Here is a 12460-nt window from a genome sequence, read left to right on the forward strand (position 1 = left end):
CTCGATGTGTGAGTTGTGTGTTTTTTCTAGGCGACAGCGAGAGCCAAGATCGACACGGGGTCGCCCGCCGGCAGCGGCAGAGGTGGATAAGAGACAGAAGCGGGACCACGACGGGACCATCCTTGAGTTGGATCGTCAGCGTGTGGTCGGCCTGGGCAAACACGTCGCCAACGAAGGAGGCGAGGTAAAGCACGCCGGCAAATGCAATATAGAAAAGTTTCATGTGAGCTCCGTTGCGGCGGAAAACGCCTCAAGATTTGCGCTTGGATCGAAGGGCCTTCAAAACGGCGGCCGGCACAAAGGCGCTGACGTCGCCGCCCATGGCCGCGATTTGACGGACCAATGTGGCGGTAATTGGCCGTGAGGCCGTCCCTGCCGGCAGAAAGATGGTCTGCACATCCGGTGCCATCTGCCGATTCATGCCCGCCATCTGCATTTCGTAGTCGAGGTCGGTGCCATCACGAAGGCCGCGAATGAGCAGCGCCGCGCCATGCATGCGCGCGGCATCTACGACCAGATTGTCGAAGGAGACTACAGAGATGCTGTCGCTTTTCTGCGGCATGGCATCGGCAAGCGCGTTTCGGATCAGCTCCGCCCTCTCCTCAAAGGAAAACAGCGGCGCCTTGCCGGGGTGGATGCCGATCGCGACGATCACTCTTTCGGCGATGTTCAGCGCCTGGACGAGCACGTCCAGGTGTCCGTTGGTGAGCGGGTCGAAGGACCCCGGATAAAAAGCAGTCGTCATAGGACCCGGCCGTTTTGTTCGATGCCTTTTGTCATGGAAACCCGCATCCCGCAAGTCATTTGCCGCCTGCTGAACGGTAGATGAATGCCGCGTTCAACGCGGTTTCAGAAGCGGTGCGCATAATCGGAAACACCAACGCAGCCGATGCCACCCGCATCGGACACTTCCGAAAGATATCGACATGCTGATCCTGCTTCTCGCCCTTGCCGTGGCTCTCTCCCTACTTGCGGAACTGGCATATGGCTACCTGCAGGAACGCTATACGATGCGCTGGGTGCGCGCCGAAGTCAGCGAGCATCACGCCATCATGCGCCAGCTCGGAAGAGCGCGTTGAGACCCAGCTCCCGAATCTGAACGCCAGATGAACAAGGCATTCAAGGTCGCTTCAGACCGCGCTTGCTAAACGACATGCCAACGTCCGCCGGAACCATTTTTAGACGGACACGTTCACTTAACCGAAGCGTAGATGCGATACGCTGCACGAAGGGAAAACAAGATGCCCGATAAGATTACCATCATCAATGTATTCTGGATGGCAATGATCACGGGAATGCTTACCGCAACTGTCGCACTCTATGACCAGAAGACCGATACGTCCAAGGTATATGGTCCTTATGCGTCGGCCCGCACGGCCATCATAAGCCAGTACTGAGGAACGTGAACGCAACTTCGGAAAGGATTGCCTATGTTCACGATCTTGACTGTTCTTACCGCTCTCATCAGCGTCATGTTCATCGTGTCTGTGGCGTCAACGGTTTCCGCGCTTCGCCGCGAAAGCGAAGAAGTGAAGGCGTTCAACGAGAAGAAGCACAGCACTTTCTGAGTTGAGTTCCCCTGCCCTTGAGCGCCTTCCCCTCCAGCGCTCGGGGCCATTCAAAAAGCCGGACGCTGTCCCCGCGTCCGGCTTTTTCTTTGGACCGGTTCGGGCCGGCGGCCAGGCTAGGCAACGCTTTTGCGGAAAAGCAGCGCCATCAAGACACCGGAAGCGTAGAGCCTGCGATCCACGGATCGGCAATCGGCGCGTCGCGCAGCAAGTTGTGCGAGAGCGGCAATCTTCACCGAGACAAGCGGCCTGTCGCTTTCACCCCCCATACGCGGTAAACCGCGATCATCTCGCCGGTCGGTGCCTGCCGTACCGTGAACCACTCCATGAGGTCGTCAATGCCGGCAATTTCGCGGGATACTGCCTCCTGCTTTGGCAACATCCGAAAGAATGTGGGTGTAACGGTCTTAAAGACCGTTTGAAGACCGGATGGCGGTTTTAGGCAGTCCATGATTCAAGCTTCTGATGTTGAAAACAGCAAATTGGGCGTGGATGGCTGTCGGGTGTTGGGGCGCCTCAAACGTCTTTTGTTAGACAAGGCGACACCTTGTAGATTGAAACGACACCTTGGAGATTGGAAACATGGCGCTCAAGCGGATGGACAATGTAGGAATCGTCGTCGAAGATCTCGGCGGGACGATTGATTTTTTTCGCGAACTCGGCCTCGAGCTCGAAGGGCGAGCCACAATCGAAGGAGAATGGGCCGGACGCGTCACTGGACTGGGCGATCAGCATGTCGAGATTGCCATGATGCGCACACCGGACGGCCACAGCCGGCTCGAGCTTTCCCGCTTCCTCACGCCGCCAGTCGTCGCAGATCACCGGAACGCCCCGGTCAACGCCTTAGGCTACCTCCGCGTCATGTTCACCGTGGACGACATCGACGAGACGCTTGAAAGGCTCCGCAGGCGCAGCGCCCAACTCGTAGGCGAAGTAGTCCAGTATAAAAACGCGTATCGGCTCTGCTACATCCGTGGGCCCGAAGGGCTTCTCATCGGACTCGCCCAAGAACTCAGTTGAGCGCAATACGAAGACGCCGTTACCTCACGGATCTGACAGACGAGGAATGGTCGCAGGTTGAAGGGCAGGTTGAAGGGCTTCCGCCGAAGCCCGTGGGAGCGGTCATCCATAAAAGCTCCGTTTCATGTCTCGGCCAGGTCTAGCGGTCCAAGCATCGAGGTCTCTCAAATCCTCAACCGAAGGTGGAGGTTGATTTTGCTTACAAAAAACCGGGCGGCAGGGGCCGCCCGGTTCTCAACCAAAGCCTGGTTGAATTATTCTTCCGTTGCAGGTGGCGCCTCGCCACCTTCAATCGGCGTTTCGTTGACGATCTCGCCAACCTCCTCGCCGTCATCCTCCGGCTCGCTGATGCGCTCGACGGAGACGACCTTTTCATCCTTGGCGGTCGAGAAGATCGTCACGCCCTTGGTGGCGCGGCTGGCGATGCGTATGCCGCCGACCGGGACGCGGATCAGCTGCCCGCCATCCGAGACCAACATGATCTGGTCGCCCTCGTCGACCGGGAAAGCGGCGACGAGTTCGCCGATCTCGCTCGTCTTGGAGGTATCGGTGGCGCGAATGCCCTTGCCGCCGCGACCGGAGATGCGGAAGTCGTAGGAAGACGACCGCTTGCCGAAGCCCTTCTGTGACACTGTCAGCACGAATTGTTCGCGTGCCTTCAGTTCCTCGTAGCGCTCGTCTGTCAGCAGTCCCTCTTCGGTGACTTCCTCGCCGACCAGGGCGATATCCTCCTCGTCGACACCCGTGGCGCGGCGTTCGACAGCGGAACGCTTGAGGTAGGCAGCCCGCTCCCAAGGTTCGGCATCGACATGGCCCACGATAGTCATCGAGATGATGCGGTCGCCATTGCCGAGGTTGATACCGCGCACGCCGATCGAATTGCGGCCCGCAAAGACACGGACATCATCGACCTGGAAGCGGATGCACTGGCCGAGCGCCGTCGTCAACAGAACGTCATCATGTTCGGTGCAGGTCTCGACGGAGAGGATTTCATCGCCCTCCTCCTCGAGCTTCATGGCGATCTTGCCATTACGGTTTACCTGGACAAAATCTGACAGCTTGTTGCGGCGTACCGTGCCGCGTGTCGTCGAGAACATGACGTCGAGGCTTTCCCAGCTCTCCTCGTCCTCCGGCAAAGGCAGGATCGTGGTGATGCGTTCGCCAGGTGCCAGCGGCAGCATGTTGATCAGCGCCTTGCCCCGAGACGTCGGGGTGCCGATCGGTAGGCGCCAGACCTTTTCCTTGTAGACGATGCCTCGCGAGGAGAAGAAAAGGACCGGCGTGTGGGTATTAACCACGAATAGCCGGCTAACGAAATCCTCGTCGCGCGTCGTCATGCCGGAGCGGCCCTTACCGCCGCGTCGCTGGGCCCGATAGGTCGTCAGCGGCACGCGCTTGATATAGCCGAGGTGCGAAACGGTAACGACCATGTCCTCGCGGGCAATAAGGTCCTCGTCGTCCATTTCGAGGCCACCGTCGACGATCTCGGTGCGGCGCGGCGTGCCGAATTCGTCGCGAACCGATGTCAGCTCGTCTTTGACGATCGTCTGGATGCGGACGCGGGACGACAGGATATCGAGATAATCCTTGATCTCGTCGCCGATCTTGTTGAGTTCGTCGCCGATTTCATCGCGGCCGAGCGCTGTCAGGCGGGCAAGGCGGAGCTCGAGGATTGCCCGCGCCTGCTCTTCCGAGAGGTTATAGGTCATATCCTCGTTGATACGATGACGCGGGTCGTCGATGAGGCGGATCAGGCTTTCAACATCTTCCGCGGGCCAGCGGCGCGTCATCAGCTCTTCGCGCGCGGACTGCGGATCGGGCGCCTGGCGGATGACGCGGATCACTTCATCGATATTGGCGACCGCAATCGCGAGACCCACCAAGACATGCGCACGTTCGCGCGCCTTGCGAAGAAGGAATTTCGTTCTCCGGCTAACGACCTCCTCGCGGAAGAAGACGAATGCGCGGAGCATATCGAGAAGGTTCATCTGTTCGGGCTTGCCGCCGTTCAGCGCCACCATGTTGCAGCCGAAGGAGGTCTGCAGCGGCGTGTAGCGATAAAGCTGGTTCAGGATGACTTCGGCATTGGCATCGCGTTTCAGCTCGATGACGACGCGATAGCCCTGGCGGTCGGATTCGTCGCGGAGATCGGAGATGCCCTCGATGCGCTTGTCGCGCACCAGCTCGGCCATTTTCTCGATCATCGTCGCCTTGTTCACCTGATACGGGATCTCGGTGATGATGATCTGCTCGCGGTCGCCACGCATCGGCTCGATCGCGGCAACGCCGCGCATGATCACGGAACCACGGCCGGTTTCATAAGCCGAGCGGATGCCGGCGCGGCCAAGGATTTTCGCACCAGTCGGAAAATCCGGACCGGGAATGATCTGCATGAGCTCCGGCAGTTCAATCGCTGGATCATCGATCAGCGCGATGCAGCCGTTGATGACTTCGGTCAGGTTGTGCGGCGGAATATTGGTCGCCATACCGACGGCAATGCCGCCTGCCCCGTTGACCAAAAGGTTCGGGAACTTCGCGGGCACCACGACGGGCTCGGAGAGCGTGCCGTCGTAGTTGTCGCGGAAGTCGACCGTTTCCTTGTCGAGGTCGTCGAGCAGAGAATGGGCCGCCCTTTGCAGACGGCATTCCGTGTAACGTTCGGCCGCCGGCGGGTCTCCGTCGACGGAGCCGAAATTGCCCTGGCCGTCGATCAGCGGCAGGCGGAGCGACCAATCCTGCGCCATACGGGCAAGTGCGTCGTAGATCGCGGCATTGCCGTGCGGATGGTATTTACCCATCACGTCACCGGTGACGCGGGCGCATTTGACGTATTTTTTGTTCCAGTCGATGCCGAGCTCGGACATCCCATAGAGGATGCGCCGGTGCACAGGCTTGAGGCCGTCGCGCACGTCCGGAAGCGCGCGGCTGACGATGACGCTCATCGCGTAATCGAGATAGGACCGCTGCATTTCCTCCATGATGGAGATGGGCTCGATGCCTGGCGGGAGCTTCCCGCCACCTGGGGGTGTTTGTTCAGTCAAAACAGATCACGATCTCTTTGTAGAATCACTGAAAGATTTATAGCGGAAAGGCTTGGCCGGCGCCAATTTGAGCCGCGGTTTTGAACAGACTTTGCGGCGGAAGGGCGGCAAATCAAACGATTTCGACCGCTTTTAGCGCTGGCCCGCCGCGCGTCATTTGCCAAATTGAAAACCTCGCTTCACAATCGCGAATAATCGAGCCTTCATATGGCGTTCCGGAGAGACGATGGCAAGCGCCGACCAATTGATCAACGCTTTCACGACGCTGCTCGTCACGATCGATCCTCCCGGACTTGTGCCGATCTTTCTGGGACTGACCAGCGGCATGAGCCGCAGCCAGCGCAAGCAGGTGGCGCTGCGCAGCTCCGTTATCGCTTTCATCATCCTCGCCATGTTTGCGCTGTTTGGCGCAAGCGTGCTTGGGGTGCTCGGCATTTCCATCGGCGCCTTCCGCATCGCCGGCGGGCTGCTGCTCTTCTGGATCGCCTTTGAAATGGTGTTCGAGAGACGGCAGGACCGCAAGGAAAAGACCAGCGAAGTGGCGATCACCAAGGACCACATACAGAATATCGCGGTTTTTCCGCTCGCCCTTCCTCTCATTGCCGGTCCGGGCGCGATCTCGGCGACAATCCTGCTTGCGGGCTCGCTGCCGACCAGCGTCGAGCGCGCGCAGCTTCTTATCGTCATTGCCGGCAATCTTCTCTTGATGCTCGCCGCGTTGCTGATCGCCGACCGCCTGGACCGCTTCCTCGGCGTAACCGGTCGGGCGATCCTCACCCGGCTGCTCGGCGTCATCCTGGCGGCACTTGCAGCACAGTTCGTCGTAGACGGCGTGAAGGCAGCGATGGCTGTCAGTTGAAAAGTGCGCCGCCGCAAGGCACACCGACAGCGCTTGACTTCCCGCGGGCCTGCAGCACACGGTTGGGTCTGGGGTCGCGATCACCCCACGAGGCGACAGCTGAAGTATCGCGTCCGCCTGAAAAAGCCCTTTTCGCGGGCCGTCGTTTCGCCACGCGATCTGATCGCTTGCTTGGGGTGGCAGACGGCATTGCCAAATATAAAGAGTCACGACCTGGGCATGTCGGTAACTTGTCGAACGTGCCGGACCGATCAGGGTTCATCCAAGTCGCGGCAACTTTCTCCTCGAGCCTTGGTCGGCAAGTCGGAGCCTTCATCATTGTCGGCAGGACTGCCTGATTGCATCCGCGCAGACGATGAGTGCCTTGGCCGTCCCTCATAGTTGGCTGGAAGGACGCAGTAGGAGATCATTCCTTCAGCGTACTTGCGGGCCTTACAACACCTAATCTCTGTCGGGGGCCCCCAACGGAAAAAAGCTCCTATAAGGTCGCGCCTCCTCGACGACCCGTGCGACCGAAGGACGGGACAGGAGCCGCGCTCGGTATGCCGCCAGGGCGGGGTAACAGTCGGTAATTGGATGGACCCAGTCTCCGTAAAAGAGTGCCGGTGCGGCGGCGCAGTCGGCAATCGTGAATCTGCCGCAAGCAGCCCATTCCTTTCCTCTCAGGCGTGGCTCCAGCCAGGCATAACAGCGATCCATCAGCGCATGAGCGTCGGCGACACCACGAGGATCCCGCTCCTCTTTCTTGCGCAAGGCATCGCCAACAATCCGTTGCGTCTGCACGTGGATATAATCGTCGAACACGTCCGCCATCATGCGTGCCTTCAGCGCTTGGCGCGGATCCTCCGGTATCATCGGCGCCCCATCTCCGTGAAACAGGTCGAGATATTCAATCACGGCGTTGCTCTGCGTGACTTCATTCTCCCCGTCGATCAGCGCAGGAAATTGCCCGGTGGGAGAAAGCGCAGCGATGCGGGCTTGATTTTCCGGATGATCGGGATCGATCATCTTGAATGTGAAGGAAACCCCGCGCTCGTAGAGCGCGATCAGCGGCTTCCAGACGAATGAGGCAAATGGATGCCCGTAAAGCGCGATGGTCATTGCGTTGCTCCGCAGGACTTGAGGGTGGCTTCGATCATGTCGAATTGAATTCCAGTCCCGTGGCGGCGGTCAGCAGTGCCGTCCTTCCCGTCCAGGAAAACGATCTGCTCGGTGTAGGAGACGCGAGTTCCTCCTCCTTCCGCTTCGAGTTCCAGACTCGACAATGTGACCGAATGGAAGCGTCCGGAGTGATGCAGGTCATAGGTGTAGACGAGGCGCCGGGCCGGCTCGATCACATGGAAACGGGCCTCGAAAAGCGTCACCGTGCCGCTTTCGAGGAAACGCCCTTCCAGAACCTCCTGCCCGCCCACGCGAAAATCCATCGACCGGCGCAGCAATGTCCAACGCTCCGGCGGTCCGGTGAACCACTCGGCCTTCAGCTGCGGATCGCACCATGCGTCGAACACCCGGTGGGGCGGGGCCGCCCAAACGCGCTTCAGCGTGAAAGTGCCGTGTAAAAACGGGGCTGCCGTCATGAGTTATCTCCCTCTGCCAATGAATGCGAAGGCGAAGCGTTAACTGCGCTGTCGCTGCTTTCGAGCAGTTTGCCGAGCCGGTCGAACCTGCTCTCCCAATGCTGCCGGCGCTCGCTCAGCCAATTCTCGACACGCTGCACTGCCTCGCTGGAGATGCGGCATTCGCGGGTGCGACCGCGTTTTTCCGTCACGACTAGCCCGCTCGCCTCGAGCACTTGCACGTGCTGATGGATCGCGGCCAGCGACGAGTGATAAGGCTTGGCCAGTTCGCTTACAGAAGCTGGACCTTGTGAAAGACGATCGAGAATCCCCCGGCGCGTGGCGTCTGAAAGCGCGTGAAAGGCCAAATCAAGTTGTTTTAAATCCTCAACCATGCACTTAAGTAAATAGCCTAGTCGAAAAAAGTCAAGCGGTTGCTTAAGTATCCGACGTCAGCTTGTGCTGCCTCTGGAACACGGTTATTTTCTGCGCCCTCTGCCCACCGTGTAGGAACCGCAGCAAGCGACTGATCTCGCGCAGTGCAGACCGCCTATAGGGGGTTCGCAACCGACGATCCGAAAACTCGGCGCTTCGATTGGGACGCCGGTCGAGGCAGGCACGAGGAACGGCATTCGCTCGCCCGACGCTGACGGTCAATATTTTTGGCTGCGATCTGGGTTTTTTTCGCTTCCTTCCCCAGAGCTAAACTGTGCACTGTCGTGCAGGTCCCACGACGTCTCGATGGAAGTTTACATTTCTGCTAATTGTCTTCCTGAAACAAAAAGTTCAACGCGTCGCTCAAAAAAATAAGCCGCAAAGTCGTTTTAAACAACGACTTGCGGCATGTCAGTTTACAAAACCAACTCGCTCTGTCCTAGAACGGGATATCGTCATCGAGATCGCGCGAGAAATTCCCGCCGCCACCGCTGCTGCGACCGGACGGCTGCGCCGGGGCGCCGTAATCGTCTCCGTAATTGCCGCCGCCACCGAAATCGTTGCTGCTGCCGCGTCCGCCACCGGCGCTCGCACCGCCGCCTTCGCCGCGGCCGTCGAGCATCGTCAACGTCGAATTGAACCCCTGTAGCACGACTTCCGTCGAATAGCGGTCGTTGCCGTTCTGGTCCTGCCATTTGCGGGTCTGGAGCTGGCCTTCGATATAGAGCTTGGCGCCCTTCTTCACATATTGCTCGACAACCTTGCAGAGACCTTCGTTGAAAACGACGACGGTGTGCCACTCGGTTTTTTCGCGGCGCTCGCCGGAACTGCGGTCACGCCACGTCTCGGACGTCGCGATGCGAAGATTGGCAATCGGGCGGCCATCCTGCGTCCTGCGGATTTCGGGGTCTGCGCCCACGTTTCCGATCAGAATTACCTTGTTCACGCTGCCAGCCATACTTCTCACCTTACTGCCGCCCTGCCCGGCGGCGCTTGAAACAATCGCTGCACCTTAAACTATAGAGCCCCGGCCATGCGCGTCCATCGCCGATTCATCCACAAGGAATTTTGTTCTTTATTTGTTCTAGTTTATGGCTATGATCCTGTCAACAGAATCGAAAACCTCGCAACAGATGGATATTCAGCCTCGACTCGCCCGGCGGCATCACTAAATAAGGGGCTTACTCCAGCACAGAAGCAAAATTACGATGAGTGAACTTAAGACGATTTCCATCCGTGGCGCGCGCGAGCACAACCTCAAGGGCATCGACCTCGACCTGCCGCGCAACAAGCTCATCGTCATGACCGGCCTTTCCGGGTCCGGGAAGTCGTCACTCGCCTTCGACACGATCTATGCCGAAGGCCAGCGCCGCTATGTCGAAAGCCTTTCGGCCTATGCCCGCCAGTTCCTGGAGATGATGCAGAAGCCGGATGTCGACCAGATCGACGGCCTGTCGCCGGCCATCTCGATCGAGCAGAAGACGACCTCGCGCAATCCTCGCTCGACGGTCGGCACCGTCACCGAAATCTATGACTACATGCGCCTTCTCTTTGCGCGCGTCGGCGTTCCCTATTCTCCGGCAACCGGTCTGCCGATCGAGAGCCAGACCGTCAGCCAGATGGTCGACCGTGTGCTCGAATTCGAGGAAGGCACACGTCTTTATATTCTGGCGCCGATCGTGCGCGGCCGTAAGGGCGAATACAAGAAGGAACTGGCGGAGCTCATGAAAAAGGGCTTCCAGCGCGTCAAGGTTGACGGCCAGTTCTACGAGATCGCCGATGTTCCGGCGCTCGACAAGAAATACAAGCATGATATCGACGTCGTCGTGGACCGCATCGTCGTGCGTCCCGACATGGCGTCTAGGCTTGCCGACAGCTTCGAGACCTCTCTGAAGCTCGCCGAAGGGCTTGCCATCGCCGAATTTGCCGACAAGCCGCTGCCCCCGGAGGAAACATCTGCGGGTGGGTCCGCCAACAAATCGCTCAACGAGACGCATGAGCGCGTGCTGTTCTCGGAAAAATTCGCCTGCCCCGTTTCCGGTTTCACCATTCCGGAGATCGAGCCGCGGCTCTTCTCGTTCAACAATCCCGCCGGTGCCTGCCCGTCCTGTGACGGCCTCGGCGCGCAGCAGAAGATCGACGCGGCGCTGATCATCCCCGAACCGGAGCGAACGCTGCGCGACGGCGCCATCGCGCCTTGGGCAAAGTCGAGTTCCCCTTACTATAATCAGACGCTGGAAGCGCTCGGTAAACATTACGGCTTCAAACTCGGCAACCGCTGGAGCGATCTGCCCGAAAAGGCGCAGGACGTCATCCTGAACGGCACGGACGAGAAGATCGAGTTCAACTATGCCGACGGCGCGCGCTCCTACACCACGCATAAGAGCTTCGAAGGCATCATCACCAATCTCGAGCGTCGCTGGAAGGAAACCGATTCCGCCTGGGCGCGCGAAGAGATCGAGCGCTTCATGTCCGCAGCCCCCTGCCCGGCCTGCAACGGCTTTCGCCTGAAGCCGGAAACGCTGGCAGTGAAGATCAACAAACTGCATATCGGCCAGGTCACCGATATGTCGATCCGTGTGGCACGCGACTGGTTCGAGGCGCTTCCCGCGACTTTCTCGGCCAAGCAGAATGAGATCGCAGTCCGCATCCTGAAGGAAATCCGCGACCGCCTGCGCTTCCTGAACGACGTCGGCCTCGAATATCTCAGCCTGTCGCGGAGTTCCGGCACGTTGTCGGGCGGCGAAAGCCAGCGCATCCGTCTTGCCTCGCAGATCGGCTCGGGCCTGACAGGCGTGCTCTACGTTCTCGACGAGCCGTCGATCGGCCTGCACCAACGCGACAATGCGCGGTTGCTCGACACGCTGAAGCACCTGCGCGATATCGGCAATACGGTGATCGTCGTCGAGCATGACGAGGATGCGATTCTGACGGCCGACGACGTGGTCGACATCGGTCCGGCAGCCGGCGTCCACGGCGGCCAGATCGTGGCGCACGGCACGCCGCAGGACATCATGGCGAACCCGCGATCGCTGACCGGCAAGTATCTTTCCGGTGAACTCGGCGTGCCGGTGCCCGGCGAACGGCGCAAGCCGAAAAAAGGCCGCGAGATCAAGGTGGTCGGCGCGCGCGGCAACAATCTGAAGAACATCACCGCCTCCATCCCGCTGGGTGTCTTCACGGCCGTGACGGGCGTTTCGGGGGGCGGCAAATCCACCTTCCTGGTGGAGACGCTCTACAAATCGGCCGCTCGTCGCGTGATGGGCGCGCGCGAAATTGCGGCCGATCATGATCGCATCGACGGCTTCGAGCACATCGACAAGGTAATCGATATCGACCAGTCGCCGATCGGCCGCACGCCGCGTTCGAACCCGGCAACCTACACCGGCGCATTTACGCCAATCCGCGACTGGTTCGCGGGCCTGCCGGAGGCGAAAGCGCGCGGCTACCAGCCGGGGCGGTTCTCCTTCAACGTTAAAGGCGGGCGCTGCGAAGCCTGCCAGGGGGACGGCGTCATCAAGATCGAAATGCACTTCCTGCCGGACGTCTACGTCACCTGCGATGTCTGCCATGGCAAGCGCTACAATCGCGAGACGCTGGACGTGACCTTCAAGGGCAAGTCGATTTCGGACGTGCTCGACATGACGGTCGAGGAAGGTGTGGAGTTCTTCAGCGCCGTGCCGGCGGTACGCGACAAGCTGCAATCGCTATTCGATGTCGGACTCGGCTACATCAAGGTCGGCCAGCAGGCAAACACGCTTTCGGGTGGCGAGGCCCAGCGCGTCAAGCTAGCCAAGGAACTGTCGAAGCGCTCGACGGGCCGGACCCTCTACATCCTCGACGAACCGACGACCGGCCTGCACTTCCATGACGTCGCCAAGCTGCTCGAAATGCTGCACGAACTGCTGCACCAGGGCAAGTCCGTCGTAGTGATCGAGCACAATCTCGCACTCATCAGGACCGCGCACTGAGCGATCGACG

At 59.6% G+C, this 12460-nt stretch carries 11 protein-coding genes and 2 pseudogenes; 6 read left to right on the top strand and 7 right to left on the bottom strand.

All coding sequences use genetic code 11. The features are described 5' to 3' along the window. Nucleotides 1-223: pseudogene (locus C9413_RS33435) on the bottom strand (hypothetical protein); the annotation flags it as partial. A gap of 27 nt (nt 224-250) precedes the next feature. Further along, nucleotides 251-745 (bottom strand): pantetheine-phosphate adenylyltransferase, encoded by a 495-nt coding sequence (gene coaD / locus C9413_RS17425; protein ID WP_039844877.1) that lies wholly within the window; start codon nt 743-745, stop codon nt 251-253. A gap of 181 nt (nt 746-926) precedes the next feature. Here coaD and C9413_RS33440 point away from each other — a divergent pair, with 181 nt between their 5' ends. The 4 genes from C9413_RS33440 to C9413_RS17445 all read left to right on the top strand — a co-directional run bounded on the left by C9413_RS33440 (nt 927) and on the right by C9413_RS17445 (nt 2588). Further along, nucleotides 927-1079 carry a hypothetical protein gene (locus C9413_RS33440; RefSeq protein ID WP_223843989.1) on the top strand — a complete coding sequence of 51 codons (153 nt, stop codon included), beginning with the start codon at nt 927-929 and terminating at the stop codon, nt 1077-1079. Between the two features lie 162 nt (nt 1080-1241). Further along, complete coding sequence (locus C9413_RS17435; protein ID WP_022715592.1) at nt 1242-1397, top strand: hypothetical protein; 156 nt, start codon at nt 1242-1244, stop codon at nt 1395-1397. A gap of 33 nt (nt 1398-1430) precedes the next feature. Further along, nucleotides 1431-1568 carry a hypothetical protein gene (locus C9413_RS17440; RefSeq protein WP_166677326.1) on the top strand — a complete coding sequence of 46 codons (138 nt, stop codon included), beginning with the start codon at nt 1431-1433 and terminating at the stop codon, nt 1566-1568. Nucleotides 1569-2150: 582 nt separating this feature from the next. Beyond that, complete coding sequence (locus C9413_RS17445) at nt 2151-2588, top strand: VOC family protein (protein WP_039844875.1); 438 nt, start codon at nt 2151-2153, stop codon at nt 2586-2588. A 254-nt stretch (nt 2589-2842) separates the two neighbouring features. Here the strand turns inward: C9413_RS17445 and gyrA are convergent, their stop codons facing one another. After that, nucleotides 2843-5629 carry a DNA gyrase subunit A gene (gene gyrA, locus C9413_RS17450; RefSeq protein ID WP_052451517.1) on the bottom strand — a complete coding sequence of 929 codons (2787 nt, stop codon included), beginning with the start codon at nt 5627-5629 and terminating at the stop codon, nt 2843-2845. Between the two features lie 226 nt (nt 5630-5855). Between gyrA and C9413_RS17455 the strand changes: the two genes are divergently transcribed. Then, entirely contained in the window at nt 5856-6488 is a 633-nt protein-coding gene (locus tag C9413_RS17455; protein ID WP_039844874.1) for a MarC family protein, read from the top strand. Nucleotides 6489-6929: 441 nt separating this feature from the next. Here the strand turns inward: C9413_RS17455 and C9413_RS17460 are convergent, their stop codons facing one another. From C9413_RS17460 to C9413_RS17475, 4 genes are all read right to left on the bottom strand, one after another. Beyond that, complete coding sequence (locus C9413_RS17460; protein ID WP_039844873.1) at nt 6930-7589, bottom strand: glutathione S-transferase family protein; 660 nt, start codon at nt 7587-7589, stop codon at nt 6930-6932. Next, a complete protein-coding gene (locus tag C9413_RS17465) occupies nt 7586-8065 on the bottom strand; it encodes an SRPBCC family protein (RefSeq protein WP_039844872.1) in 480 nt (159 codons plus the stop codon). Before C9413_RS17465 ends, C9413_RS17460 begins: the two co-directional genes overlap by 4 nt. Beyond that, nucleotides 8062-8439, bottom strand: a complete 378-nt coding sequence (locus C9413_RS17470) for a metalloregulator ArsR/SmtB family transcription factor (protein WP_039844871.1) — start codon at nt 8437-8439, stop codon at nt 8062-8064. Before C9413_RS17470 ends, C9413_RS17465 begins: the two co-directional genes overlap by 4 nt. A gap of 479 nt (nt 8440-8918) precedes the next feature. After that, nucleotides 8919-9437, bottom strand: a complete 519-nt coding sequence (locus C9413_RS17475; protein WP_039844870.1) for a single-stranded DNA-binding protein — start codon at nt 9435-9437, stop codon at nt 8919-8921. Between the two features lie 250 nt (nt 9438-9687). On the opposite strand from C9413_RS17475, the pseudogene uvrA reads away from it, so the two are divergent. Continuing rightward, nucleotides 9688-12444, top strand: a pseudogene (gene uvrA, locus C9413_RS17480) (excinuclease ABC subunit UvrA); the annotation flags it as partial. Nucleotides 12445-12460 lie beyond the last annotated feature (16 nt).

It is taken from the genome of Rhizobium sp. SEMIA 4085 (assembly GCF_013004495.1).
Taxonomy (GTDB): domain Bacteria; phylum Pseudomonadota; class Alphaproteobacteria; order Rhizobiales; family Rhizobiaceae; genus Rhizobium; species Rhizobium gallicum.

Coding starts and splice junctions, on each gene's coding strand:
- coaD (WP_039844877.1), bottom strand. CDS start 745: ATGACGACTGCTTTTTATCCGGGGTCCTTCGACCCGCTCACCAACGGA.
- C9413_RS33440 (WP_223843989.1), top strand. CDS start 927: ATGCTGATCCTGCTTCTCGCCCTTGCCGTGGCTCTCTCCCTACTTGCG.
- C9413_RS17435 (WP_022715592.1), top strand. CDS start 1,242: ATGCCCGATAAGATTACCATCATCAATGTATTCTGGATGGCAATGATC.
- C9413_RS17440 (WP_166677326.1), top strand. CDS start 1,431: ATGTTCACGATCTTGACTGTTCTTACCGCTCTCATCAGCGTCATGTTC.
- C9413_RS17445 (WP_039844875.1), top strand. CDS start 2,151: ATGGCGCTCAAGCGGATGGACAATGTAGGAATCGTCGTCGAAGATCTC.
- C9413_RS17455 (WP_039844874.1), top strand. CDS start 5,856: ATGGCAAGCGCCGACCAATTGATCAACGCTTTCACGACGCTGCTCGTC.
- C9413_RS17460 (WP_039844873.1), bottom strand. CDS start 7,589: ATGACCATCGCGCTTTACGGGCATCCATTTGCCTCATTCGTCTGGAAG.
- C9413_RS17465 (WP_039844872.1), bottom strand. CDS start 8,065: ATGACGGCAGCCCCGTTTTTACACGGCACTTTCACGCTGAAGCGCGTT.
- C9413_RS17470 (WP_039844871.1), bottom strand. CDS start 8,439: ATGGTTGAGGATTTAAAACAACTTGATTTGGCCTTTCACGCGCTTTCA.
- C9413_RS17475 (WP_039844870.1), bottom strand. CDS start 9,437: ATGGCTGGCAGCGTGAACAAGGTAATTCTGATCGGAAACGTGGGCGCA.